21 protein-coding genes are annotated in these 25,443 nt (G+C 64.6%); 5 read left to right on the top strand and 16 right to left on the bottom strand.

The genetic code is table 11. From position 1 onward, the window contains the following. Window positions 1–2: 2 nt before the first annotated feature. Window positions 3–1,673 carry a GMC oxidoreductase gene (locus tag DDQ68_RS16100; RefSeq protein ID WP_109657218.1) on the top strand — a complete coding sequence of 557 codons (1,671 nt, stop codon included), beginning with the start codon at window positions 3–5 and terminating at the stop codon, window positions 1,671–1,673. A gap of 1 nt (window position 1,674) precedes the next feature. Here the strand turns inward: DDQ68_RS16100 and DDQ68_RS16095 are convergent, their stop codons facing one another. The 3 genes from DDQ68_RS16095 to DDQ68_RS22965 all read right to left on the bottom strand — a co-directional run bounded on the left by DDQ68_RS16095 (window position 1,675) and on the right by DDQ68_RS22965 (window position 3,360). Then, window positions 1,675–2,871, bottom strand: coding sequence for a glycosyltransferase family 4 protein (locus DDQ68_RS16095; protein ID WP_109657217.1), 1,197 nt, complete (start codon window positions 2,869–2,871; stop codon window positions 1,675–1,677). A gap of 20 nt (window positions 2,872–2,891) precedes the next feature. Continuing rightward, window positions 2,892–3,032, bottom strand: a complete 141-nt coding sequence (locus tag DDQ68_RS22970) for a hypothetical protein (protein WP_162550166.1) — start codon at window positions 3,030–3,032, stop codon at window positions 2,892–2,894. Between the two features lie 103 nt (window positions 3,033–3,135). Continuing rightward, complete coding sequence (locus DDQ68_RS22965; RefSeq protein WP_162550165.1) at window positions 3,136–3,360, bottom strand: hypothetical protein; 225 nt, start codon at window positions 3,358–3,360, stop codon at window positions 3,136–3,138. A gap of 125 nt (window positions 3,361–3,485) precedes the next feature. Between DDQ68_RS22965 and DDQ68_RS16090 the strand changes: the two genes are divergently transcribed. Beyond that, window positions 3,486–4,718 carry a DUF418 domain-containing protein gene (locus DDQ68_RS16090; RefSeq protein ID WP_245897076.1) on the top strand — a complete coding sequence of 411 codons (1,233 nt, stop codon included), beginning with the start codon at window positions 3,486–3,488 and terminating at the stop codon, window positions 4,716–4,718. A 119-nt stretch (window positions 4,719–4,837) separates the two neighbouring features. Here DDQ68_RS16090 and DDQ68_RS16085 read toward each other — a convergent pair whose 3' ends face one another. From DDQ68_RS16085 to DDQ68_RS16040, 10 genes are all read right to left on the bottom strand, one after another. Then, window positions 4,838–6,031, bottom strand: a complete 1,194-nt coding sequence (locus tag DDQ68_RS16085) for a right-handed parallel beta-helix repeat-containing protein (protein ID WP_109657215.1) — start codon at window positions 6,029–6,031, stop codon at window positions 4,838–4,840. Continuing rightward, entirely contained in the window at window positions 6,031–6,870 is an 840-nt protein-coding gene (locus tag DDQ68_RS16080; protein WP_109657214.1) for a glycosyltransferase family 2 protein, read from the bottom strand. The genes DDQ68_RS16085 and DDQ68_RS16080 overlap by 1 nt, the downstream gene beginning before the upstream one ends. A gap of 76 nt (window positions 6,871–6,946) precedes the next feature. Further along, on the bottom strand, window positions 6,947–8,248 hold the full coding sequence (locus DDQ68_RS16075; RefSeq protein ID WP_109657213.1) for a glycosyltransferase family 4 protein: 1,302 nt from the start codon (window positions 8,246–8,248) through the stop codon (window positions 6,947–6,949). Further along, the gene (locus DDQ68_RS16070) at window positions 8,245–9,276 is read right to left on the bottom strand and encodes a nucleotide-diphospho-sugar transferase (RefSeq protein WP_211320161.1); all 1,032 of its coding nucleotides are present in this window, start codon (window positions 9,274–9,276) and stop codon (window positions 8,245–8,247) included. The genes DDQ68_RS16075 and DDQ68_RS16070 overlap by 4 nt, the downstream gene beginning before the upstream one ends. Before the next feature lie 41 nt (window positions 9,277–9,317). Beyond that, a complete protein-coding gene (locus tag DDQ68_RS16065) occupies window positions 9,318–10,535 on the bottom strand; it encodes a glycosyltransferase family 4 protein (protein ID WP_109657212.1) in 1,218 nt (405 codons plus the stop codon). A 64-nt stretch (window positions 10,536–10,599) separates the two neighbouring features. Next, complete coding sequence (locus DDQ68_RS16060) at window positions 10,600–11,895, bottom strand: O-antigen ligase family protein (protein ID WP_109657211.1); 1,296 nt, start codon at window positions 11,893–11,895, stop codon at window positions 10,600–10,602. 30 nt (window positions 11,896–11,925) lie between these two features. After that, window positions 11,926–13,143 (bottom strand): glycosyltransferase family 4 protein, encoded by a 1,218-nt coding sequence (locus DDQ68_RS16055; protein ID WP_109657210.1) that lies wholly within the window; start codon window positions 13,141–13,143, stop codon window positions 11,926–11,928. After that, window positions 13,140–14,720 (bottom strand): lipopolysaccharide biosynthesis protein, encoded by a 1,581-nt coding sequence (locus tag DDQ68_RS16050; RefSeq protein WP_109657209.1) that lies wholly within the window; start codon window positions 14,718–14,720, stop codon window positions 13,140–13,142. The genes DDQ68_RS16055 and DDQ68_RS16050 overlap by 4 nt, the downstream gene beginning before the upstream one ends. A gap of 103 nt (window positions 14,721–14,823) precedes the next feature. Then, a complete protein-coding gene (locus DDQ68_RS16045; RefSeq protein WP_109657208.1) occupies window positions 14,824–17,211 on the bottom strand; it encodes a polysaccharide biosynthesis tyrosine autokinase in 2,388 nt (795 codons plus the stop codon). A gap of 49 nt (window positions 17,212–17,260) precedes the next feature. Further along, the gene (locus DDQ68_RS16040) at window positions 17,261–17,992 is read right to left on the bottom strand and encodes a polysaccharide biosynthesis/export family protein (RefSeq protein ID WP_211320160.1); all 732 of its coding nucleotides are present in this window, start codon (window positions 17,990–17,992) and stop codon (window positions 17,261–17,263) included. Window positions 17,993–18,416: 424 nt separating this feature from the next. On the opposite strand from DDQ68_RS16040, the gene DDQ68_RS22960 reads away from it, so the two are divergent. Next, on the top strand, window positions 18,417–18,968 hold the full coding sequence (locus tag DDQ68_RS22960) for a hypothetical protein (RefSeq protein ID WP_162550163.1): 552 nt from the start codon (window positions 18,417–18,419) through the stop codon (window positions 18,966–18,968). 331 nt (window positions 18,969–19,299) lie between these two features. Beyond that, window positions 19,300–20,511: an OmpA family protein gene (locus DDQ68_RS16030; protein WP_109657206.1), complete on the top strand. Its 1,212-nt coding sequence runs from the start codon at window positions 19,300–19,302 to the stop codon at window positions 20,509–20,511. 163 nt (window positions 20,512–20,674) lie between these two features. Here the strand turns inward: DDQ68_RS16030 and DDQ68_RS16025 are convergent, their stop codons facing one another. Next, window positions 20,675–21,583, bottom strand: a complete 909-nt coding sequence (locus DDQ68_RS16025; protein WP_109657205.1) for a glycosyltransferase family 2 protein — start codon at window positions 21,581–21,583, stop codon at window positions 20,675–20,677. A 2-nt stretch (window positions 21,584–21,585) separates the two neighbouring features. Beyond that, window positions 21,586–22,944, bottom strand: a complete 1,359-nt coding sequence (locus DDQ68_RS16020; protein WP_245897075.1) for a flippase — start codon at window positions 22,942–22,944, stop codon at window positions 21,586–21,588. A 391-nt stretch (window positions 22,945–23,335) separates the two neighbouring features. On the opposite strand from DDQ68_RS16020, the gene DDQ68_RS16015 reads away from it, so the two are divergent. Beyond that, window positions 23,336–23,596: a hypothetical protein gene (locus DDQ68_RS16015; protein WP_109657204.1), complete on the top strand. Its 261-nt coding sequence runs from the start codon at window positions 23,336–23,338 to the stop codon at window positions 23,594–23,596. Window positions 23,597–23,836: 240 nt separating this feature from the next. Here the strand turns inward: DDQ68_RS16015 and DDQ68_RS16010 are convergent, their stop codons facing one another. After that, window positions 23,837–25,168: a TPM domain-containing protein gene (locus tag DDQ68_RS16010; protein WP_109657203.1), complete on the bottom strand. Its 1,332-nt coding sequence runs from the start codon at window positions 25,166–25,168 to the stop codon at window positions 23,837–23,839. Window positions 25,169–25,443 lie beyond the last annotated feature (275 nt).

Genomic DNA, 25,443 nt, shown 5'->3' with positions numbered 1-25,443 from the left:
GCATGATTGTTACCGAAAAAACTTTTCAGCCCGGCCACACCCTGGCCGCCGACGTCTGCATCGTCGGCAGCGGGCCGGCGGCTATTTCCCTGGCCCTGCGCCTGGACGGCACCCCGCTGCGCGTCGTGGTGCTGGCGGGCGGCGGCTGGGCCGAGACCGTGGCCAGCCAGGACCTGTACCGGGGCAGTGTGTGGCCCGCCGGCTCGCACGAGCCCCTGGAGGAAAACCGCCGCCGCCAGTTCGGCGGCACCTCGGCGGCCTGGGGCGGGCGGTGCATTCCTTTCGAGCCGCTTGATTTTAAGGCCCGGGCCTGGGTGCCTGGCAGCGGCTGGCCCTTCGCCTACGACGACCTGCTGCCCTACTACCACCAGGCGGCCGAGCTGTGCCAAGTCGGTGATTTTGAGTTTGATGCCCAGAAAGCCTTTCCCGGCAGCCACCCGGAAATTCTGGCGGGCCTCGACTCGGAGGAGCTGGTTTCCTACCCGCTGGAGCGGTGGAGCCCCCCGGTGCATTTCGGCAAGGCCTACCGAGGGGCCCTCGAAAAAAGTGCCAACGTGCAAGTGCTGCTCGACGCCCACGTACTGGCACTGCATGCCCCGGCCGGCAGCGCCACGGTGAGCCACGCGGAGGTGTCACTGCACGGCCAAGCGCTGACGGTAACGGCCGGGCGCTTCGTGCTGGCCACGGGCGGCATCGAAAACGCCCGGTTGCTGCTGGCCTCCGCCAACGACCAGTTTCCAAGCGGGCTGGGCAACCAGCACGACAACGTGGGGCGCTACTACATGGTCCACTTCAGTGGCACGTATGCCGACGTGAAGCTGCGCGACAAAACCCAGCTGCGGGCCGACTTCGAGCGCGACCCCGGGGGCGTGTACTGCCGCCGGCGCTGGTGGTTTCCCGAACCCACGCAGGCGGCGCACCAGATGCTGAACCACATCTTTTTTCTCTACCACGCCAACACCGACAACGGCCACCGCGACGTGCTGTTTTCGTCGCGGTTCGTGGCCAAGTCGGTGCTCTCCATCCTCAGCCAGCGCTCGGTGGCCCAAACGGCGCACCAAGCCCGGCTGCTGCTGCCGGGCCTGCGCGAGCACGCCGCCAACATCGCCAAAAACGGGCTGTGGGAAGTGCCCAACCTGGTGCGACTGGGCCTGAAGCGCATGGCCAAGCGCCGCCTGCCGTTCCTCATGCCCTCGAAGCAAAACGCCTACTGGGGCCTGTACTTTCAGGCCGAGCAGGCCCCCAACCGCGACAGCCGGGTGTGCCTGTCGGCCACGGAAAAGGACACCTTCGGCGTGCCCCGCGCCGAAGTAAAGCTGGCGTTCTTGGAAGCAGATTTGGAGTCCATCGTCACGGCGCACACGCTGTTCGTGAGCCGCTTCCGGGCGCAAAACCTGGGCGACATTAATTACGACGAAGACGAGCTGCGGCGCTACCTGCACAAGCGGATTGCGGCCTACAACTCGGCCTCGCACCACATCGGCACCACCCGCATGTCGGAAGACCCACGCACGGGCGTTGTGGACGAAAATGCCAAAGTACACGGGGTGAGCAATTTGTACGTGGCTGGTTCTTCGGTGTTTCCCACCGGGGGCCACGCCAACCCCACGCTTACCATCGTGGCCCACGCCCTGCTGCTGGCCGACTACCTCAAGGCCCAGCCAGCAGCTTGAATCAGGCCACCGGCTGCTTGCTACCCATTTTCATGTACAAGTCCAGGTATTCGTCGGCGACTTTAGCCAGCGGGAACCGCTCGGCGATGACGGCCACGGCCCGCGCCGACAACTGCTCGTACAGGGCCTGGTCGGCGAGCAGGCCATTCACGGCCTCGGCAATGGCCGTGGCGCTGGCCACGTCCACCAGCAGGCCGCCATCGGCTACCACCCAGGGCACGGCCCCGCTGGCCCGGCCGGCCACCACGGGCACCCCGTAGGCCATGGCCTCGGCCAGCACCATGCCGAACGATTCTTCGAGCGAAGCGTGCAGCACGAGGGTACTGGCCGCAATGTTTTCCAGCACTTGCTCGTGGGGCGTGGGGCCCATGAACACAACGCCCTCAATGCCGTGCTCATGGCAAAATGCCGCCGCTTCTTCGCCTGGCACAAAGGCCGTGCCCATGCCCCAAAGCACTGCCGCCGGGTGCCGCTGCCGCACGGCTTTAAAGGCCAACAGGGCCGTGGTGCTGTTTTTGCGGTCGTCCCATCCGTTCACAATCAGGCTGATAACGGGCCGCTCCAGCGGGGCCTTCGTGGCGCTGGGCCGGGCTGGGATCACCACCGGGTTGGCCACCACGGCCACTTTGGCGGTGGTCCAGGGCTGCACCGTGGCGGCCATGTACGGCGATACCGCCGTGAACCAGCGGCCCTTGCGGAACACGTAGCGGGCCATGAGCAGGTGAAACAGCCGGTTGAGTGTGCGCACGTATCGGAAGATAATCTGGGCGTTGTCGTGCACCGTCACGAGCGTTTGCGGATCGTAGGCGAGGCCGGCCAGCGCAAACTCATAGGTCCAGTGGGCGTGCACCACCTCAGGGCGGTAGCGCCGCAGTACAGCCAGCAGCCCTTGGCGCTCGAACCAGAAAAAATCGGCGGTGCGGCCCAGCCGGCGGCCGTTGGGGCGGAAGGTGCGGCGGCGGGCGGGCACCACCACGTAGGTCAGGCCGGGGCCCTCGTGCACGAAGGGCGCGGCGTCGTCGGCCAGTTGGTCGTCGAGGGTTATGGCCAGCACCTGGTGGCCCCGGGCCACGTACTCACGGATGAGGTTGCTGATGAGTGGGGCCCCTTCGCGCCCTTTGGGGTACGGGCAGGCGCGCCGCTCGGCCGGGGGCAACAGGTCGTTAGTGGCAATGGGGGCCAGCACTCCGATGTACATGCAAGAAAGAAAACGAAAGCCTATTTGGTCGGCTTTCGGGCTGTTACGGTGCCAGTAGCCACGCGGTTACGGCCCAGCTTGGCCGGCCACCGGGCCCACTCGTCCCGCTTGGTGGCGGCCGTGACGAGGGCGGGCAAGCCCTGCGCACGGAGCGCAGGCATCAGGGGCCCCGTGCTGGCAGTCGGCGAAGGACGCGTGCTCATCCCATCGCACTACATCCAATGCATTGCTATCCAGCTAGTTGTGAAAAAATATTGTAGCCGGCTACTGGTAGTAGTTGAACATCCCCAGCCCGCAAAAGCCCGCGCTGAAGCGCCGCCCGTCGGGCAGGTAGCCGCTGCTCACCGCCCGGTTGTCGTGGTAGTACACGTCGTGGCCGCTGGTTCCCGGCGGCCATCCGGCACAGAGGCGCGCCCCATGGCAGGGCGGGCACCTGCGACGTTGGCCAAGGTGCCGTTCGTAGCGAGCCTGCTTTGCACGTAACCACATGAAGTAGGTAAACGGTAGTTAACATTTATTTAATAGGGTACGTTTATTCACCTCGGAGCTGCCAAGCGGGCCGCGCGCCGTTGCCTAGAACCTTAACCCCTACCGACTTGACGATACCCTACGCTTTGCCAACCAAACGCCTCCAAGCGGCCCGCTTGCAGGTGGTTGATGCCCTGCGGGGTGCAGCCCTGCTGGGCATTTTAGTGGTTCATTGCAACCGGTGGTTCACGGCCGACGCCTTACCCAAGCAGCTGTACGATTTCCACGCGGCAGGGCCCCTCAACGCGCTGGTAATCGGCAAGGTGGAGTTGCTCTTCGTTGACAAATTCTATACGCTCTTCTCTTTTTTGTTTGGCTTGAGCTTCGCCTTGATGATCAGCCGCTCGCACGAAGCGCCGGCCGTTTTTTACCGGCGTTTCCTCCGCCGGCTTTGCATTTTAGGGGCCATCGGCCTGTTGCATTACCTCCACTGGCGGGGCGACATTCTGCTCATTTATGCAGCGCTGGGTGTTTTGCTGCTACTTTTCAACCGGGTTTCTAACCGGGTGGTCCTACTATTTGGCCTCCTGCTGGCGCTGAATCTGCCGGTCAACCTCGTGCGGATTTACCACGGCTGGGCGGCTCCCCCTACCCAGTCCGAGCGCCAGCACCGGCTGGCTCTGCTGGCCCGCAACGCCGTGACCAACTACCGTACTTTGGTGCACGGCAGCTACAGCGACAATTTCCTGGCCAACGCCCATTCGTTTGGCAACGCCTTGAATTTTCAGTTTGGCAGCGGGCGGATTTACCAAACGTTAGGGGCTTTTTTGATTGGGCTGTACGCGGGCCGCCGTCGGATTTTTCAGTACGCCACAGAAAAGCAGGCGCTTTTCCGGCGCTTCGCTTTTTTCGCTGTGCTGGTGTTGGTGGGCACCAAAGCACTTGCCCTACTTCTCACCCGAACGTACGGGCCCGAGCTACAGGCATCTGATGCGGTTCGGGCCATATTCCGCACGGTGTACGACCTGCGCAACGTCGCCACCACCGCCTTTTACATCGCCGGCCTGACGCTGCTTTTTCAATACTGGCCCGGGCGCTGGGCCGTGGCGCCCTTGTCCTTGGTGGGCCGCATGGCCTTAACCAACTACTTGCTCCAAACGCTGGTGGGTTCGCTGCTATTTTTTGGCTATGGCCTGGGGCTGCAAGGCACCAGCCAATTGTGGGTGGCGAGCTTACTGAGCCTGCCCATCTTCATGTTACAAGTAGGCCTAAGCGCCTACTGGCTCCAACATTTCAGCTACGGCCCCGTGGAATGGGCCTGGCGCTCGCTGACCCTGGGCAAAATGCAGCCAATGCGGGTCCGGCCAGTCCTGTCATAAGCAAGAGCACCCATGTAGTAAGACCTATGCTGGTGCTTGCTTATTACCTACCTAGATCGGTTACCAGGTTGATGTGTGGTGTGTAGCCGCGAATCGGTAGCGCACACTTAGAAACCGCGCTAGTTGCCCGTTTTTTGAGCTGTTAAGGGTCCAACGGTCAAGCCGTTGAGGGCGAGTTTGGCTTGCCAGCGGACCCACTCGGCCTGCTCGGTGGCCAGCGTGATGGGGCCGGGCAGGTGGACGGTGCCCTGGCACGGGGCGCAGGCGTCGGGGGCCTCGTCCTGCCGGTCGGCAGAGGGGCTGTGCCCCCCCCAGCGCACCACGCCCACCGTGTTGTCGGCCACCCGGTGGTTGGCGAATACGCCCCCCGGCTGCCGGTAGTAGTTGAACACCCCCAGCCCGCAGAAGCCCGCGCTGAAGCGCCGCCCGTCGGGCAGGTAGCCGCTGCTCACCGCCCGGTTGTCGTGGTAGTACACGTCGTGGCCGCTGGCGATGTTCATGGCCGAGTTGCCGATGCCCACGAACTGGTTGTGGTCGGCCTCCACGAAGCCCGTCGCCGCGGCCAGGGTTTGCGCGTCGCCGTCGGTGGTGATGCCCGTGCCCGTGAAGGGGCCCCCCGTGGCCGGGAACGGGTAGGCCCCGCGCACGAAGTTGTCGTGCACGTGCAGCGGGCTGGCCGCCGTGCCCGACGAATTGTACAGGTTGATGTTGTCCTCCACCAGGCTCTGGTCCGGCGTATTGAGCACCTCGTTGTAGGCGACGTCCACGCCGGGCAGGTGCTGCACCGTGTTCAATATCAGGAAGCTCGCCCGCGCCCCCCCCCCGTTGCGCCAGCGCCCGTCGATGTTGCGGGCCTGGTTGTAACGAACCGTCAGGGTTTGGGCCGGGGCCCCGGGGCTAGCCCAGCGGTTCACGCCGATGCCCGTGGTTTGGGTGAACTCATTGTGCTCGACTACCAGGCGGCGGGGCCGGTAGGCGTCCACGAACCGGCCGGTGGGCTGCTTGTCCACCGTGGGCGGCAGGCCCTGGCCGCGGCAATTGCGCACGGTCAGGTCGGCCCCCTCCCCAGCCACAATCAGGTGGCCGGGGCCAGCCAGCACGCAGCCATCCAGCACTACGGGCTCGGCCGTGGCCACGCGCACGCAGGCCACCCCGGAGGCGCTGCTGCGGTAGGTGCCCGAGTAGGTGCCGCCCTTCGTGATGACGAGCACGGCGTCGACCGGAGCGGCAGCGTGGCGCACACACGTTTTCAGCCCGCCCCAGTCCAACCCGGCCAGCAAGAGCCAGCACCCCAGGCTTTTGGCCGTGCCCATCAGTGCAGGAAGTAGCCCACGATGCGCCGGGCGTAACCGTTGAGCAAGAAGTACGGTAGGTAGGGCCCCGGGCAGTTCTTCAGAGCGAAGTGCGTGAAGTTGACCATGTTGCCCCCGCCCCGGATGCCGAACAAGTGCTGGTAGTAGCCCTTCACGCTGCGGTGCTGGCGCGTGAGGGTCTGGCCGCTCTCCTCGGGGTAGGTGCTGAGCTGGGCAGCGTAATTGCAGTACACCGGAAAGCCGGCGCGGCGGGCCACGCTGGTGTAGTCAAAATCGGCGAGGTAGTGCGGCAGGCGCTTTTCGTCGAAAAGCCCAATTTTTTCAATCACTGCCTGCGGAATAAGCAGCCCGCGCCCCGGCAGATACGTGACTGGGTGCAGCCCCGTGCGCTGGCCGGTGGGCAGCTCCTGGAGCAGGTCGGTGCGCGTATTGGTCCGGAAATCGAGCCGCTCGCCCCCGTAAATGGCCTCGCCGGTGGCGGCGTCGAACTCCAGGGCCCCCAGCACGGCGGTGGGGTGCGCGGCGGCGGCGGCCAGCATCTGGGCCACGAAGTCGGGCGCGGCTACTACGTCGTTGTTCAGCGTGAGCACGCGGGTGGCGCCCAGGGCCAGGGCCCGGCGGATGCCCAGGTTCACGCCGGCGGTCCAGAACAGGTTGCCGTCGCCGGTCACTACCTCCACCGCGGGGTAGTCGCGGGCCAGGGCCGCGGCAGTTTCGTCGGTCGAGCCGTCGTCCACCACCACGGTGCGAAACGCCTGGCTGGTTTGCTGGCGCAACGACTCCAGGCACTCCCGGGTGTAGCGCCAGCGGTTGAAAACCGGAATGATAATATAGAGCACTTCCTTTATAATAATGAGTAAATGGGCGAATGAATAAATAAGTGATGTTTAATGAAGGGGTGGGGGCCCGGCTGGCTCAGCTGGTTGCTTGCCCCACGCCTTCACTCGTTCGCTCATGCAATCCTTTACTCAGTGGGGCCAGTTCGGGCGCGGCATCGGCGGCTTGCTGGTAGAGGCTGGCCACCAGCTTGGGCAATGCAAACTGCGCGGCGTAGGCGAAGCCCGCCCGGCCCATTTGCTCTAGCTCGGCCGGGTGGTCGTAGAGGTGCTCCACGGCCCGGGCCAGCGCAGCCGTGGTGGCGGCGGCCGACTGCACGGGCACCTTGATGCCAGCTTCGGCGGGAATGAAATCGGCGGCCCCGTGGTGGTCGAGCGTGAGAATGGGCAGTCCCAGGGCCATGGCTTCCAGGTACTGGTTGGCGTAGGTGTCGCGCAGGCTGCACAGCATGAACACGTCGTGGCCGAGGTAGGCGGCGCGAGTGGCCTCGTAGGGCACGCTGCCGTGCCAGGTCACGCGGTCTTGCAGGCCATTGGCGGCAATCCAGCCGGGCACCAGGGGCCCCACGGGCCCGTCGCCCATAATGTCAAGATGGAACTTCACCCGCGCATCGACTTTGCCCAGGGCCTCCAGCACCAAGGGCAGGCCTTTGCGGGGAAACAGCCGGGCCAGCCACAAAATGCGCAACTCGCGGCCGGCCAGGGGCGAGCGGGGCGCGTAGGCGGCGGGGAAGTAGCTGGCCGGCAGCGCGGCGCTCATGGCCAGCGCCACCCGGGGGGCCCCCAGCCGGCGGGCCAGCGCGGCGGTGTCGCTATTGGCGGCCAGCACCAGCGCGGCGTGCCGCAGCGACTGCCGCACGTTGGGGTCGAAAGTGGTGAGCAGGCTGCTGATGGCGTTGCGCAGGGTCTCGGTCTTGAACCAGTCGGGCAGGTACTGGCGCAGCGAGGTGGGGGCCGTCATGCCGCCGCCGAGGGGCCCCAGCAGCAAGGGCTTCTTCAGGCGCCACAGCCACGACGCCATTTGGAGGCTGTTGTAGGTAACGTGGTGCACGACCCCGAAATTCACTTGCGCGTCGAGCCGGCGGGCCACGCGCCAGGCCCGGTACTGCCACACAATGTAGTGCAGGTACACACCAAACTGCCAGCGGTAGAGGAACTCCACGGCCCGGGGCACGGTCACAAACGCCAAGTGAATGCGGCCCACCGTGGGGTCAGCGGCGCGGTCGGCCAGCAGTTTTTCCAGGCTGGGGCGGCCGCGCGGGGTGGTGAGGCACCACACCTCGTGGCCCAGCGCCGCCGACTGCCACAGCCAGCTGAAGCCGGAGCCTTCTTCGCTGCCGCGGTTGGGGTCGCAGGCGTAGGCCGAGAGCAGCAGCTTCATTGGGGCAGGGCGTTGGTGGGCTGCGGGGCGGCGGGCTTGGCGGCTTGTTTAGGGCTTTGCAGGCCGGCGGCCACTGGCTTTTGGCCCGCGAATACGCGCCGCACCACGGCCCCCAGGCGGCCCCGCAAAAATTCGTTGAAGCGCCGGTTGTCGCGGCGGCGGTCCTGGGCCACCGCGGCGGGGTGGCGCAGCGGAAAGGCCAGGTCGCAGGCGGGCAGGGCCCCCATGGCGTCGCCGCCGTCGTGGGTGTGGGTCGAGCCGTTGCCGAAGCCGATGTTGCCCACCAGGTTCACGGCGGGCACAACGTAGAGGCCCCGGTGGCGGGCAATGGTATACTCCCATTGGTAGTCCCACACGTCGGGCGGCTGGGGCAGGGCCAGCACGCCAGCCATTTTGCCCAGGCGGTAGCGCTTTTCCAGGGGCCCGCTGAAAGTACTGTCCAGCTCGCCGGCGTCCGCCACCCGCTGGAAATCGGTGAGGTGGTAGTCGTACAGCTGCCAGGCCCGCCGCCAGGTGGCCCAGCCCCAGCTGTTGCGCTGCGTCGAGAAATGGTACGAGGGTGCGGCTGGGTCCAGGGGCCCTTGGGCCTCCGAGCCGAAGTTGTTGCCACCGATGTGCATCACCCGCGCCTCGTCGCGGTAGCGGGCCAGCAGCTCCTGGCAAAACGGGAAAAAGCTGGGGGCCGGCACGCAGTCGTCTTCGAGGATAATGCCCTCGGCTTCGTGCTCAAAAAACCAGTTCATGGCCGTGACGGGGGCCAGGCCGCAGTTCAGGTTTTTTTCCTGAAACAGGGTAAACACCTCGCAGGGCCAGTCCACGTCTTGCACCACGGCGCGGGTTTCGGCGCAGCGCAGGGCATCGGTGGGGTGGCCGGGGCGGGGGCCGTCGGCGGCCACGTACAGCCGGGCGGGCCGGGCCCGCCGGACGGTGTCGAACACGCGCCGGGTGGTGTCGGGCCGGTTAAATAGCAGCAGCAAGACCGGGGTAGTCAGGGGCCCATCGGGTGGGGAAGCGTGAGAATAGGGCATAGCGGAGCCGTTGGGATGCGAACGGCCTGTACGGGTATCGGTTAATGGACCGCCAACGCCGCCGGGGCATTGGCGTAGTTGGCCGGGCCCACGGGCTGGGCCACGGCGTGATAGATGGCTAGTGTACGTTGGATAATGGTGTTCGGATCGTGCCGCTCCCGGGCCACGGCCTGCGCTTGCTGGGCAATGCGGCTGCGGAGGGCGGGGTCGTGGCAGAGCCGCAGTACCTGCCGGGCCAGTGAGGCGGGCTCCAGGGTGCACAACAGGCCAGTTTCGCCCTCAGTGATGAGCGAGCTAACGCCACCCACGTCCGACGCCACCACGGGCAACCCCACCAACTGGGCCTCGCACACGCTGTTGGGGCTGTTGTCGATATACGAGGGGTGGAGCAGGCAAAACGACTCGCGCAGCAGCGCCGCCAGCCCGGCCGCGTCCTGAAACGGGCGGTATTCCACGTTTTCGGGCCCCAGGTGGGCCAGGCCGTGGCGCTGGGCCACGGCCGCCACATCGGCCGGCGCAAGGCGGCCCACAATCATAAGCTTCACGTCGGCCTGCTGGCGGATTTGGTCGTAGGCCAGCAGCATCTCTTTAAAGCCCTTGATGGCCTGGTTGCCGCCCACGAACAGGACCTGGGGCCGCGCCGGCGGGGCGGGCGCGGGCTGGTCGGCGGCGGCAAGGAACTCCGGCCGCAGGGCTTCCCAGTTGTGGTAGATGGTGCAGCCCGGGCTGAGGCGGGCCGTGTGGGCTTTGTCCCAGTGGGTGCGGCACGAGAAATGGTGCACGGTAGGCAGGTAGCGCCGCTCGTAGTAGCCCGCCAGCGTCCAGAGTACTTTCAGAATGGAAAACGGGTTGGGCACCACTTTCGCGTACTCCGACACGATGCCCTGCACCGAGAGCAGCAGCGGCACGGGCAGGCCGGCGGTCATAGCGGGCAATTGCAGCTCCGAGCCGTGCAGGTGCAGCAGGTCGTAGCGGTGGGCGTGGGCCCGCAGGTAGGCCCGCACCACGGCGATGCGCCGCCGATAGAATGTGAGGATGTCGTAGCGGACGGTGGGCGTTTTGAGGTAGATGAAGTGGATGCCTTCGGCGTCAAACTCGTCCACCGGCGCCGCGATGCGGTGCGACCAGTTCAGCACCGTCAGTTCAATCCCGGGTTGCTTTTTTAATAAGTTGGCCAGCGTGCCCACCCACGGCACCGGGTGGCCGCCGGTTTCGAGGGGATGCGGAAAGGGTGCTAACCAGAGGACTTTTAATGCCATGCCAGGTTTGGGCCGCCGGGAATGCGGGCGGCTCTAAGCAAAGATGTACCAATTAATAATTAAATCAAACACTTACGTAGGCGTCTCTTACTATTTCCTGGTCCTCTGCGGGCTCTTCTGCGGCGGGGAACGCCAAGGGCTGGGGCTCGGGCTCGGCCAGGGCAGCCAGCAGCAAACCCAGCAGGCCGAAGTGGTACGTGGACCAGTCGTAGGACGCCGAAAACACCAAAAGGCAGCCGAAGTAGGCAATCAGCAGCGCGGTATCGGGGCGCATGGGGCCCGGCTGAAGCAGGCGCTGCCCAATGCGGACGATGGGCACGAGCAGCACCAATAAGATGCCGAGGATACCGAAGTAGAAGGCCCGGTCGAGGTAGAAGTTGTGGAAGTGGTGGCCGGTGCGGTCGGCCCACATGGGCTGGTCGTTGCTGGGGTCGTAGAACTGCATGGGCACCTCGAAGCCCTCCAGCCGCCAGCCGGCGATGGGGCGCTCCTGCACCAAGGGTATGTACGACTCCAGCTGCTTGAGGCGCCAGCTGCCGGTACCCTGCTTGTCGGCGTTGGCCATGTCGTCCATGCTAGTAGCCAGGCGGGTTACTACCTCGGGGTTGTTCAGCACCAGGGCTGTGGCCCCAAGCGAGCCCAGGATGCCGGGCACCACCACCAGCATAAAGGCCTTGGTGAAAGAAAACCGCACGCCCGGCGTGCGGCGCAGCAGCAGCAAATCGAGCGGAATGGCCACCGCCGTGGCAATCCACACCGAGCGGTGCTGGAGGAAGATGATGAGCGGCAGGCACAGGAAAAACCCGCCCAGTGCCAGCAGCTGGCCGTGGGTAAGGTAGCGGTTGAGGCAATACAGGGCCACCGGCACGAACAGGTAGGCTGCCGACGAGCCAAACCCCCGCTCGTTTTCGGCGAAGGCCGTGAAGCTGAGTGAGTCGCGGTGATAAATAAGCAGGTTGGCCACCAGCACTAGCGTGAGCACGCCCAGCAGCTGGCCCAGCGACGGCAGCCCGAAGCGCCGGTGGAAACAGTAGATACCGAACATAATCAGCAGCATGAACAACTTGCTGAACACGTGCGGGTAAGCCATCCACGAGCCCTGGTTGGCATACGATTCCAGCATCAGCCCGCCGATGGCAGCCAGCACCACCCACATCCACCACCGAACGAGGGGCTCCATGTAGCGCCCGTAGCACACCATGGCGGCAAAGGCGGCCGCAAACAGCCCGTAGGTGTACAGTTTCACCCCGTCGGGCTCCTGGTCTACCTGGAACCCATAAATAAATTCCCAAAACGCCGCGTTAGTAGCCAGCACGGCCAGCATGGGCAAAATCAGAAGGAAATGCAGCTTGATTTTCATGACGTAGCGTAAGGTAAAGCCGCGGCCGGGCTAGGCAAGCTGCGGGGCCGCCGCGGGGGCCGCCGGCCGGAGCGGCGCCTGCCCGGTGGCCTGCCGGTAAAACGCCAGGGTATTGCGCACCATCTCCGCCACGTCGAAGCGCGGCCGGGCGTAGGCGTACTGGCGCTGCTGGAGGCCGCGCAGCGCGGCGGGGTCGGCGAGCAGCGCGGCCACTTGCGCGGCCAGGGCCGCGGGCGGGGTGGGCTTGGGCACCGAGGCTTCGGGCGTGCCGGCCAGCAGCTCGGGGCTGCCGCCGGCGGCCAGGGCCAGCACCGGGCACCCCGCCGCTAGGGCCTCAATGACCACGTAGGGGCAATTCTCGCGGGTGGCAGTGTGCACATACACGTCAGCGGCGTGCAGCAGCGGGGCCACGTGGGGGTGGTAGCCCAGCAGCACCACGTCGTTTTCGAGGCCGTGCTGCGCGATGAGGGCCCGGAGCATGGCCTCGTCTTCGCCCTTGCCCACCAGCACCGTTACGCAGCCGGGGTGCAGGCGGCGCAGCTCGGCGGCGGCCTGCACCAGATACTGCTGGTTTTTGCGGGCTTCCCACTGGCCGATGTTCAGCACGATGGGCCGGCCCGGAAACAGGGCCCGCAGGTCGGGGCCGGGCAGCGGGGTGCCGCCGGGGGCCGGCCGGGCAAAGGCGTCCATGTCCACGCCGTTGTGGGCAATGGCCGTGCGGGCATCGGGCGGCAGCAGAGGCAGTGTGAGGCGCAGCGCGTACTCAGAGATGCCCAAAAAAAACTTGGTGCGGCGCAGCAGGAAGTTGAACCACGTCAACTCGAAGCGAGCCGCCCAGCCGTTGGGCTTCAGGCCCACCTGCTTGATTATTTCCTCGCCGGGGTGGTCGTTGTAGTGGCCGGTCACCACCACCGGCACCCGGTCGCGCAGGGCTAGCCGAGCGGCCCACCCGCTGCTCACGTCCTGGGCGTTCACCACATCGTAAGCCTGTCGGCGGTCGATGGCGAAGTAAATCTTGATGACGTCGGTCAGCTCCAGGCCCAGGCGCTGGCCCAGGCGGCCCGGCAGCAGCGCCAGCCCATGGCGCAGGGCCCCCACCAGGCGCTGCCCCCAGGCGGGCAAGTCGTTCAGGGTGATGACCGTTACCTGGTGGCCTTGGGCCCGCAGCAGCGCGCTTAGCCGCTCGTAGTGCACCCGCACGCCCGACGCCGCACCCGGCACTTGCAGCGAGGTTAGCAGAATATTCATGGGGTCAGGGAATTATCAAAGGCTTCCAGCACTGGGAATTCGCTGGCGTCGCGCTCCAGAAAAGCGGCGTAACGGGCCAGCCGCACGTGGGCCCCGGCCGGTAGTGAGGCCCGGCCGCGCAGCCGCCCCAGGCCCTGCTGCAACATCGGCCGCAGCTCGTCCGAAGGCCAGCGCAGCACCACCGCGCCCAGCACCAGGGCCCCGGCGGCTATCTGGGCGAGCAGGGCCACCAGGGCGGGCGCGTGCAGCGGGCGCACCAGCGTGGCCACGGCCAGCAGGCCCAGGCCCACAGCGGCGGCGTTCAGCAACCCGGGCTTGTAAATGGCAAACAGCCGGCCGTAGGGAATGCTAATGTCGCGGTGCGTGATGCGCATGTATAAGAACGTGCGCACTACCTCGCCCGTGCCAATGGCCCCGGCAATGCCGGCAAGCCCGTAGCCCTTCAGGCCCCAGAATAGCCCCGCCAGCAGGGCCATAAACTCCAGGTTGAGGATAATTTTCTGTTTCAGATTAGCCCGGGCGTCGGCCACCACGCCGGCAAACAACGTGGTCATGCTCAGGGGAATGGACAGGCAAAGCACCCGCAGGATGGGTACCGACGCCGCCCACCGGGGCCCCAGCAGCACCTGCACCAGCTCGGGGGCGGCCACGGCCACGCCGGCGCACACGGGCAGCACCACGGTGGCCACCAGCGTGCTGCTGGTGAGGTACAGGGCCCGGGTGCGGGGTAGGTCGTCCTGGATTTTACTGAAGGCCGGGAAGGCCACCCGCGCCAGGCTGTTCGTCAGGAAGTACATGGGCAAATACAGCAGCATGTAGGCCCGGTTGTAGATACCCAGCAGTACCGAGCCCAGCAGCCGCCCAATCAGCAGCGTGTCTAGGTTGCCGTTGATGAACTCCAGAAAGCCCACCACCGACACCCGCCCGCCGTAGCCCAGCAGCCGGGCGTAGGGGGCCCGGTCGAAGATGAAGCGCAGCGAGTGCCGCACTACCAGGTAGTTCATCAGGGCCGCGAAAAACTGCTGGGCCAAGCTGGCCGCCACCAGGCTCCACACGCCCGCGCCCAGCAGGGCCATTGTAATGCCCACGCCGCCGTAGCCCAGCACGTAGGCCGCCACTTCTACCTTGGCAATGACCTCAAAGCGCATTTCGCGACGCAGCAGGCTGGTGGCGGTGGCCCCCAGGCCCACGATGATGAAGCCCAGGGCCTGCATCCGCACCAGCGGCACCACGGCCTCGTTTTTCAAAAACAATACCGCCAATGGGGCCCCCAGCCAGGCAATGCCCGCCACGGCCAGCCCCAGGCCCAGCGACGCCGTGAAGGTGGCCCGCACATCGTGGCCATCAATCTCGGAGCGCTGCACCAGGGCGTGGCCCAGGCCCATTTCGGCGAAGTAGCTACCAAAGCGCAGCACCACGCCCGCCATGGCCACCAGCCCGAAGGCGGCGGGGTCGAGCAGGCGGGCCATCACAGCGGTGTAGCCAATCTGCATCACGGCGGTGAGCACCGTGGCGGCCGTCGTCCATTGCACGCCGCGCACGGCGGCCGAAGACAGGTTTTGGGTGGTTACGGCCATTTTTTTAGCTGATGGCTTTTAGCTGTTAGCTTTTTAAGACAAAGATGTTCTTTTCCACTTGTAAAAATCTAACAGCCAATAGTTAATGGCCATCAGCTAAAAACTACGCTCCGTATTTATAGGCGTCGGCTTTGTAGCGGTATTCGTAGGTGTTGGCGAAGCGCACGTCGTTGATGAGCAGGTAGAGTTGCTTGACTTTTTGGTCGCGGTGCATTTCGTTGATCTGGCCCACCAGCGAGCGGTCGGTATAATTCTGGCGTACCACATACACCTTGGCGTCGAGGTATTGCAGCAGCACCAGGAACTCCGACACGTAGCCCAGCGGTGGAATATCCACCAGCAGGTAGTCGTACTCACCGCGTAACTGTTGCACCAGCTCGCCCAATCGTGCGCTTTCAATCAGGCGCGTGGGGTTCTGGGGCAGCGGGCCGCAGCAAAACACGTCGAGGTTGTCAATACTAGTACTGCTACGGGCCTCGTCTAGGGTGCTGGTGCCTTCCAAATAAGTACTGAGGCCGTGCGCGGCGCGGCGGTCGATGCCGAAGTAGCTGGCCAGTGTGGGGCGGCGCATGTCGCACTCCAGCACCGCCACCCGGCGGCCGCTCTGGGCTAGCTCGGCGGCCAGGTTCACGGTGCAAAAGCTCTTGCCCTCGCCCGGCACCGACGACGTGACGCCAATCACGCGCTTATCCAGCCCCGCCGAGAGGTATTGCAGGTTCACGCGCACCGCCCGGAAGGCTTCCGCAATGGCGCTGCGCGGGTCGTGCAGCATGCTCTGCTTGTCCTCGTCGGAGCCGTGCGGGATGGCGCCCAGCAGCGGAATGCCGGTGAGGCGGGCCAAGTCTTCCTTGCTTTGCACGCGGCGGTTGGTTTTGTCCTGCATCAGCACGAGGGCGGCGGGCAGCACCAGGCCGGCCAGCAGCGCCAGCAGGCCTACCAGCAGCGGCTTGGGTGCCGAGGGTCCCAGGCCGTTTTGCTTGGCGGCGTCCACAATCTTCTTATCGGTAGCGTTGGTGGCCAGGGCAATGGCGGCCTCGTTACGCTTCTCCACCAGGTAGTTGTAGTTCTTCTCGTTGAACTGGGAATTGGTTTGCAGCGAGCCGAGCTGGCGCTCATTCTCGGGCATCCGGCTCAGCTGGCCGCGCACCTCGCCCAGCTGCTGGTCGGCGTCGCGCAGCGAGCTGGCCGACGAGTTCACCAGCCCGGTCAGGGTCTGGATAAGCAGCTCCTTGGTCGTGCTGATTTTCTCGTCGAGCACCACCACCAAAGGGTTGATTTCGCTGGCGTTCACGATCAGGGCGGCGCGCTGGCTGCCCAGCTCCGAAAGCTGCTGGATGAGGCCAGTCGCGGCCGGGTCGTCAAGGCCGCCGCTGCTCAGGGCCGTTACGCTGCCAGCACCGCGGTGGGCACGCAGGTAGGAGAGCATATTTTCGTAGCGACGCTGGCTGGTAGCCAGGCGGTTGCGGGTGGCGTTCAGCTCGTTTTGCTGCTGAATGCCCACGCCCGACTGTGCCCCGGCGTCCACCACGCTGTTGGCCGAACGGAAGGAACTCAGGTCCTGCGCGGCGCGTGTTTTCGAGCCCGACAGCTTACTGATTTCGTTGTCGAGGAAGGCCAGGGTTTTGCTACCCACCTGGTTTTTTTGGCTTAGGTCGTCCTGCACATAGGTGGCCATCAGCGTGTTCAGGAACTGGGCTTCCTTAGCCGGCACCGTGCCCGAGGTGGTCAGCTCCAGAATGCGCGACTCGTGGTCGGTGGGGCGCACCTTGAGGCGGGCCTGGTACTCGGCCGTCAGGCTGGCCAGGTCGTTCAGCTTGAAGAAGTACCTGGCTTTGCCGCCGCCCAGCTGGTCGGGCTCGGGCCGGAACACCAGCGTCAGCAAGGGGCTGCGCAACGTGTCGCCGGCGGCCACGGTCTGGTCAAATTCCACGTCGGTTACCTCGCGCACCAAGTCGCCGGTGGCCAGCTGGCGCAGTTGGCCGCGCTTGGCGTCGGCGTGCACCCGGAATTTGTTGCCTGGCAGCGACTCCACGTAAATGGGCACGCCCGTGAGCTGGGGCCGGCCCGGCACGGCCACTACCCAGAAGGGCATATCGCCGGCCGCCCGCTCGCGCACTTGCAACGGCCGCACCCAGTTCAGCCACGAGTTGGGCTCGGCGTAGTAGCTCACCGAAAACGGCAGCTGGGCCAGCGTGCGCCGCATCATGTCCGACGAGGAGAGCAGGCCCACTTCGTCTTCCAGCTTGAGGCCCTTGGGCTTGCTGTCCAGCAGTTGCAGCAATTCCTGGGCCTGCTTGGAGCCCGTCGATTGGTCGCCGATGAGCAAAGTGGACTGAAAATCATAGACCGGAGCCTTCACTTGCAGGTACACCCAGGCCAGGACCCCGGCGATGGCCAGGGCCGCGACGAACCAGGTCCAGCGGCGGCGGAGCTTGAAAAAAAGCTCGTGTAAGTCTAATTCGGCAGCAAAAGGGGCAGGACGCGCTTCCATAGGTATTTAGCTTGGGCAGAACCCCAAAAAATCAAACGGTTAAACCCGGTTATTTTCTCGTAGTAAAATAGCCGATCAACAGCACAACGGCGGAGATGCCGGCAAATACCAGGCCCAAGTTGTTAGCGTTGCCCCGGGCCGTGCGCGCCTTCAGCGGTTCTATGTACAGGGCGTCGTTGGGCAGCAGGTAATAGTAGGGCGATTGCAGCAGTTTGGGGTCGGTCAAGTCTAGCAATACGACTTCCGACCCCTTGGCGGTTTGCCGAACGAGCTTAACGTTCTGGCGGTTACCGAATTCAGTGAGGTCGCCGGCCATGCCCAGGGCCTCCAGCACGGTGGCCTGCGGGTTGTAAATGAAGTAGCGGCCCGGCAGGCGCACTTCGCCCAATACCGTGATTTTAAAGCTTAGCAATTTCACCAGCACGTTGGCGTCGCGCACGTAAGCGCCCACCTTCTGCTCGAGCAGTGCCTGGGCCTGGGTCAGGCTGAGGCCCGTTACCTTGAGGCGGCCCACGGTGGGCAGATTGATGGTGCCGGCCTCGTCGACGGGGTAGCCCGTGAGGTAGAGGGTGCTGGGGTCGCCCGAAACCATGCTCTGGGGCGTCGGCACGTTAAAAAGTTCGCTCAAGGCGGGCTGCACGCTCTGCACCCGGATGCTGAGCACGTCGCCCGGCTGGAGCAGGTACGCCGGGCGGGCGTTGTTCACCTCCACCGGCTTTTGCGTCGAATAGCTGCTGCTTTGCAAATACGGCAGCTTTTGCTGCGTCACGCAGCTTCCCAAACCCAACAGTAACCCCCAGCCCAACCAGCGTAATCGGAAAAATAACATCATGAGTAGAACATTCAAAAAGTTGAATAAATAAATTATTAGTCAAATTTGCAAGTATTGTGACAAAATAACTTGCTTGCGGCGCGCCATTGCCCGGGCGCGTTCCAGCGGCGAAAATCTCCCGGACGGTTGAATTCGCTGAGCCATACGGATTTTAACCCGTTCACGGTTGCGCAACAAACCCGGCGCTTCGCCCACACCGCGCCCGGGGCCCCACCGGCCAGCAGGGCCGCCCCGCGGAAACTCCACAACGCGCCGTACCGTAGAGCCGCGCAACCGCCGAGCTAACGCCTTGACTGCTTGGGGCGGCCCCGCAGTGCCCAGCTTCCCACCGGCTGGCCCCATACTCCGCATCATCCAATAGCTTGTCCCCGCCATGAAAAACCTTTTCCCCACGCTCGTTTTTTTGTTGGCCGCCGCTGGTTGCAACTCCCCCGCCCCGGCCGGCAAGGCCGCCGCAGGGGCCCCCGCAGCCAAGGCCGCCGCCCCGGCCGATACCTTGCAGCAGGCCGTGGCGGCGTACGTAGCCGCCCACGCCGCGGCCTTCCCCGGCTACGAGCCCGTGCGCTGGGGAGCCCCCGCCGCCTACACCAAAATGAACGAGGCCGCCATCAAGGGCGTGTTAGCCATGCAGGCCTTTGACGACGCCCTAACGCCCCGCAACCAGGCGCTGGCCAACTACAAAGCCTCGCTGGCCCGCCACGACGCGCCGGCCAAAACCGCCGCCATCATGGCCCGCTATGGCAAGGCCAATAAGCACAACGATTCGCTACTGGTCATCGCCAACAGCTTCATCGGCGTGAAGGATTCGGCCCGCCTGGGCACCCAGCTGGTGCACGCCTACCGCGCCAAAAATAAGGCCGGAGCCCTGGCCCTCGACAGCGCCACGTTCGTGGTGTACCCCGGCGGCCGCGTCGAGCAGCTGTAGCCCAGCCCGGGGCCCGGCTACTAAGGCCAAGTCCTTCGTTATAAATATAAATTATATTTAATATAATTTATATTTACAGGAAACAAATTGCGCGTTTTTAAGTGGTAACGCGCTGCTGAAAATGTAATTATCCGCTACGCCCCGCTGGCCTAGGGCCCCAAAAATCTGCTTGGCGCACTGCAAGCGCCGCTGGGGCGGACACCGGCAAAACCCCGTTTTGCATCTTCAGCCAGGGCCCAATCCTTGGCGGACCGGCTTTCGTAAGTCCATTTGGTACTGAAGCCATAAAAAACAGCACCTTTTTTCTTCACTCCTTCGTCAACCCATTACCATGACCACGCTGCACAACATGCCGGAAGACATTAAAAACTTCCTTCGGACGCACAGCTCAGCCCCCACGGGGCCCCTGGCGGCCGAGCACCAGGTGGGGGTGCAGCTGGCCATTTCGCGCGTGGCCGACTTGGTAATGAGCACCTTCGAGGAGCTGGCCGGGCAGCCCAGCGGCCGCGACTCCCTCTGGAACGCGGCCCGCGCCGCGCACACCGCCCCGCAGCCCGACGCCGATGCGGACCTGGTGAAAACGGCCCTCGACGACCGCTACCACGGCAAGGTGCACAGCGTGGCCACGGCCACCGGCATCCAAACCGCGTCGGTGAACCAGCTGGTGGAGCGGGTAAGTGGCGCGGCGCTCAGCATCATGGGCGGCCTGGTGGCCCAAAATAGCTGGACGGCCCAGGAGCTGAGCCAGTGGCTGCGGCCGCAACCGGGCGCTGCTTCGGCCGCGGGGGCCCCGCTGGCCGCCGAGTTTGCCGCCGCGTCCACAGCGGCCGGAGCCCCGGCCGTAGCCTCCTCGTGGGTGGCGCGGCACGCCAACGCGCTGCTGCTGAGCGTAGGCCTTATTGCGGTGGCCGAGTTTGGCTACATCCTGGGCACCCGCACCCCCGATGCCGAGGTGGCCGCGGTGTCCTCAGCCGCCCCCGCCCTCGACGCCAGCGCCCCGTCGGGCCGGCCCTACACGGCCGTGCCGGTGGCCAACCTGACGTCGGCCGCCGACGCGGCCCGCGGCAAAACGGCGGTACCGGTGGTGCTCAAGCTCAAAAATGGCGTGCGCCAAATCATCGGGTCCAACTCGACCGAGAGCAAGCTCTACCAGTTCCTCATCGACCCCACCAAGGAGGTTGACTTGCTGAACCCGTCAAAGGGCTGGATCGGCTTCGACCGCATTTATTTTGAATCCAATAAAGCTATTCTAACCAACGAATCGCTGTGGCAGCTCTCCAACATCGCCAGTATTCTCAAGCGGTTTCCGGCAGCCAAGGTGAAGCTGGGCGGCTACACCGACAGCTCAGGCAGCCCCTACATCAACCTGCGCCTGAGCCAGGAGCGCGCCAAGGCCGCCATGGCCACCCTCGTGAGCATGGGGGTGCCCGCCGACCGCCTCACCTCGACGGGCTACGGGGCCCTCGACGGCCTCGCCAGCAACGACACCCAGGAGGGCCGCTCCCTTAACCGCCGCGTGAGCATGCAAGTGGTGCAGAAATAGGGCCCCGGCGCTTATCGTGCCCGGTTTCTTTCAGGAATTACCAACAAAAAAGAGCAGTCTTGATGGGCTGCTCTTTTTTGTTGCAACATATCTTTAGCAGGTACTTACCTACCCTGCGTAGCGCCTCGCAAGGCCTCTATGGGGGCTTGTGAAGCAGCTTCCGCTACTTATTGCGCCACTTGTAGAGTTGGAGCGTGCGGATGGTATCGGGCCGCTTGCGAAAATTACCGGTCAGGCTGTCGAGGGCGGCCTCGCCGTAGAGCAGGAAGTTGTAGAGGCGGTTGTCGCGCTTGGCGCGGGCTTGCTGCAAGGTGGCCTTGGCGGCCCAGCTGGCGTACAATGCCCAGCCGAGGGTGTTACCAAACTGATTTTGCAGCACGCGGCGCTGGTTGCGCACAGCATAGTACTGCTTCCAGGCGGCGGGCCACGGAATACCGTCGCGATCGAACGAAGCGGGGTGATAGAACACGCTGCTGGGCACCGTCACAACGGGGAAGCCGTGCTTCTGGGCCCGGGTCATGTACTCCACCTCATCGCCCCAAATAAACAAGTCCTTGTCAGGAATACCAATGGTTTCCACCACCTTGCGGTGCACCAGCGTGCCGTTGAAAAACGAGGCCACGCCGTAAATCAAGTCCACGCCGGTCATGTCGCTCACCTTGCGGTAGGCTTGGTTGGGGCGGTCCACGAAGAAGGCCAACTCGTCGCGGTTGTTCACGCTCACCGACATTGCGTTCTTGATGCAGGGCCCCAGGTTGGGCGCGGCCAGCAGCTGGGCCAGGGCGTCGGGCGCGGCGAGGCAATCGTCGTCCATGCACCAAATCCAGGTATGGCCGGCGCGGTAGGCCGTATCGATGCCCGTGGCGAAGCCGCCGGCCCCGCCCAGGTTGGCTTGGGTGGTCACCAGCAGGCCGGTCTGGGTGGCCAGCCACTCGGCAGTGCCGTCGGTGCTGCCGTTGTTCACAATAAAGATGGCGTCGAGCGGCCGCGTTTGTTCGCGCAGCGTGTCGAGGCACTTCTTGAGGTCGGCCAGGCGGTTGTAGGTAACCACCAAAGCGGCAATTGTTTCCATAACTACCTGTTTTTTAATGCTAATACGCGCGATTTAGTAAAGGCGATGGCTTCGCGCAGGTGTGACACCTTGATGACTTCGATACCCTTCCAGCGCAGGTACACGTACATGGCCCCCGTGATGTAGGCCTCCGTGAGCACCAGCGCGTAGGCGGCCCCCACGTGCGCATAGCGGCGGATGAGCAGTAGGTTCAGGGCCAGGCCCACCACTGAGCCCACGGCCGTGACCGTGAAAAAGGCGCGATCCATGCGCAAGTTTAGCATGGTGTGCAGGCCCAGCAGGTTGCTCATGCCGATGATGAGCGGCAGCAGCGCCACGATGCGCAGGATGGTGACGGCCCCCGCGAACTTAGCCCCGTAGAGCAGCGTGATGACGTAGGGCCCCACCAGCCACAGCCCCGCGCTCACCAAGGCCATTACAATGAAAAGTGGGAAAAACGTGGTGCGCACCATGCGCAGCCCCTGCTCGCGCCCTTGCCCAAAAGCCTGGGCCACAATGGGGAAAAAGGCCTGGTTGAGCGCCAGGCCCACGAACGATTCGGCCATACCCTCCAGCCGCGTGCCGGCCGCGTAGATGCCCACGTTGTAGGGCAGGCTGAGCAGGCCGAGGATGAACACGTTCGAGCTGGCGTAGATCGTAATCATCACCGACGAGAAAAACAGCGTCCGGTCTTCCTTGAAGCGGTTGCGCAGCTCAGGGCCCGTAGGCCAAGTGAACTTGATTTTGAAGCGCCGCACGGCCACGTAGAGCGCAGCCACGCTCACCAAAATCTGCGACACGCTGATGGCCAGGTTCTGGTACACGTAGTCATCAGCCTTGCGAATGAGCAGCAGCACCGAGAGCGAAAAGATGAGCTTCACGGCCAGATTGAACATGGCCACGCGCCCCAAATCTTCCATGGCCTGGTACAGCCAGAACGGCGAAAGCACCGTGCCGATGCACACCAAAAACGTGCAGATGTGCAGCCCCAGGTGCCCTTTGAACTCAGGGTTGGAGAGCGTGACGACGGTGAACACGACTACCGACAGCACCCACAGCAGCGCCTTGCCAGCCATTACCTGGCTGAAGATGCGGCTGGTAGCCTCGGTGTCCGCGCGGTTGGCGGCGATGACGCGCACGGCTGCCATGTCGAAGCCGTAGTTGATGAGCAAGCTGAAATAGGTGACGTAGGCCTGCGAGAAGTTGAGCAGGCCCAGCTTGTCGGGCCCGATGATGCGCACCACGTAGGGCACGGTGAGCAGCGGCAGCAGGAAATTGGCCACCTGCACGCTGAACAGCGACGCCACATTGACGGCGAAGCGGCGCATGGTGGGCTTGGCCATACCCGCCTCGCCCTTAACAATGGTAATCTCGTCGCTCACTAAAAAACGGGTTGAATGGCAGCAAAATACTACCGAGCGGGCGCTTGCGGCGGCGGGCCCGGGGCCCGCCGCCGCAAGCGCCCTACATACGGGGGAAATATCCTTTTAGTAAGCTGATTTAGGAAACGAAGGGCAGCCTTCGGGTTATTTCCAAACAATTCCTACTTTCTTTAAATCGGTTGTTCTCGCCTTTCTTTCAAAGCAATCATCAACCAGTTAATCACATAGATTTTTTACAATGTATAGTTGCACTTTTGTTTTAAAATTCATAAAAAAACTTTGCCCTACCCATTATACGCCGAACAACGGGGCCCGGTGCAAACCGTGAATGCAGGCCGGGAGGTTACTTTGCGTTTCTAACTACTTATAGTTCACTTTTTATCATTCCCTTATGATTCGAATTATCCTCGTGCTGCTTTGCTGCTTGCTCAGCTTGGCCGATGCCCAGGCGGCCGCCGCGGCCAGTGCGCCCACCGCCGACCACCACCCGCGCTACAAGGCCTACAAGTACCGGGGCCAGGCGCGTAAGCGCAACGCCCGCATGGGCTTCTTCGCCCGGCGGCGGGCCCGGCGGCAGGCCCGGCGCGCCCAACAGCCCAAGCACCGCGGCGTCATCAAAGTCGGCGAACTGGAAGGCACCATGCCGAAGTAGCCACCCCACGACCGGGGCCCCAAACTGCCCCCACAGCAAAAACAGCCGCCCAATTTTGGGCGGCTGTTTTTGCTGTGGGGGCAGTTTGGGCTAACGCCAGCACGAAGTAGAGACGCATCCTTGCGTCTCAGAATTGAACGATGTCGGACAAGTTGTTCAAACCGGAGACGCAAGGATACGTCTCTACTTCGTGCTGCCGTTAATTCAAATTGCTACCTTAGAATCTTGTTTCACAAGGCGTTACCACGAGCCGCTGTTGTCGCTGCCCGTGTCGTCGAAGCCGCCGCCGCCGGTGTCGTCCGAGGAAGTGTCGTCGTAGGAGGAATCGTCGGAAGAGAAGTAGTCGCCCGACTGCTCGTTGCCGGTGTTGTTGTCGGAGAAGTAATCGGGGGCGCTTTCGTTGGCCTCCCCGCCGCGCCCGGCGAAGTAGTCACCCGCGGCACCGGTGCCGGCGGCCCCGGCCGCCGCTGCGCCGCCCGCCGCTGCCGCGCCGCCCGCCGCCGCTGCGCCGCCCAAGCCCGCGTTGTTGGTATCGAAATTGTGTGCGCTGCCGGTGTCGCCGCTGTGGCCTTCCGACATGCGGTTGCCGAGGTAGGCGCCCGCGGCGGCGGCGGCCCCGGTGGCCAGAATGCTGCCCATGCCGAAGCCGCCGCCGCCCTGGTTGGGGGCCTGGCCGCCGTAGTTGCCGCCCTGGGGCGCGTTGGGCAGGAAGTTGGGCGTGCCGCCCGGCTGGTTAGGCTGGTTCGGGTTGGGTTGGTTAGGGTAGAAGTTCGGGTTGTTGGACGCCTGGGGCCCTGAGGCGGCGTTATCCGCGGTTTTACGCCGGAACATGCGCACCAATAGATACAGCAGGCCGCCCATCACAAGCGCGCCGATGAGCAGCACACCCGTGCCAATGCCCGGGCCCGTGGAATCGGTCGGAGTGGCAACCGAAGACAAGCCACCGCCGCCGTTGGTAGCCATGTTACTTGTCGGGGCATCGGGCGCGGCGTTGGGCACCGCGCTGCTCAGTGCCGGGGCGGCCGCGCTGGGGGCCCCGGCGGCGGCCGGGGCGGTAGTAGTTTTATTTGGGTTGGAGGCGGGGTTGGCGGCCAGCATCAACGTGCTCAGGCCCTTGCGCAAACCGGCGAAGTAGTTGTTCTGCTTGAAATTGGGCCCAAAATCCTGCGCGATGACGCGTTGGATTAGGGCGGGCGTGACTTTATCGGCCAGACCGCTACCGGGCTGGATGGTCACCTTGTGCTCCTGGGCGGCCACGATGACCACGAGGCCGTTGTTTTTGCCGCGCTGGCCCACGCCCCAGGCCGTGCCCAGGGCCCGGCCGTAGTCCGATACCTGGCGGCCGCCCAGGCTGGGCACCGTCACCACCACCACCTGGGTACCGGTTTGGTCGGCGTAGCGGCGCAGGCCGCCGTCGAGTTTTTTGGCGTCGGCGGGGGCCATCAATTTGGCCTGGTCCGTCACGAACTGGAACGGTACCGGGCGGGCCGGCAGCCCGGCGGCCGACTGGGCCGCGGCGGGCCGGGCCAGGGCCCCCACAAAGAGCAAGGCGAGAAGCAACAGACGGGACATGGCGAGGGAAGAAAAGGGTGAATATTTTGCCTTCTACGGCGTTTGGCGGCCCGGGGCTGTGCGCCGCCGCGCGGCCCCGGGCCAACAACATTAGGGCCCCCGCTAACTTCCGCGGGGGGTGGGGCGTTGTGTTTTTGCGGGCCGGAGCGCCGGGCGCCAATCCCCCGGGGTGGGCGGCTGCGTACCTCCTAACGCATTTGGCTTGTGCAAGGTGCAGAAGCCCGCTGTTGTTGCCAACTGGCCACGCAGCACCACTCCAGCGGCCCGTGCTGCCA

The sequence above is a fragment of the Hymenobacter nivis genome, assembly GCF_003149515.1.
GTDB classification, from domain to species: Bacteria; Bacteroidota; Bacteroidia; order Cytophagales; family Hymenobacteraceae; genus Hymenobacter; species Hymenobacter nivis.
The sequence above is the reverse complement of the archived record's forward strand: the minus strand, read 5'-3'. Positions and strand labels throughout refer to the sequence as shown.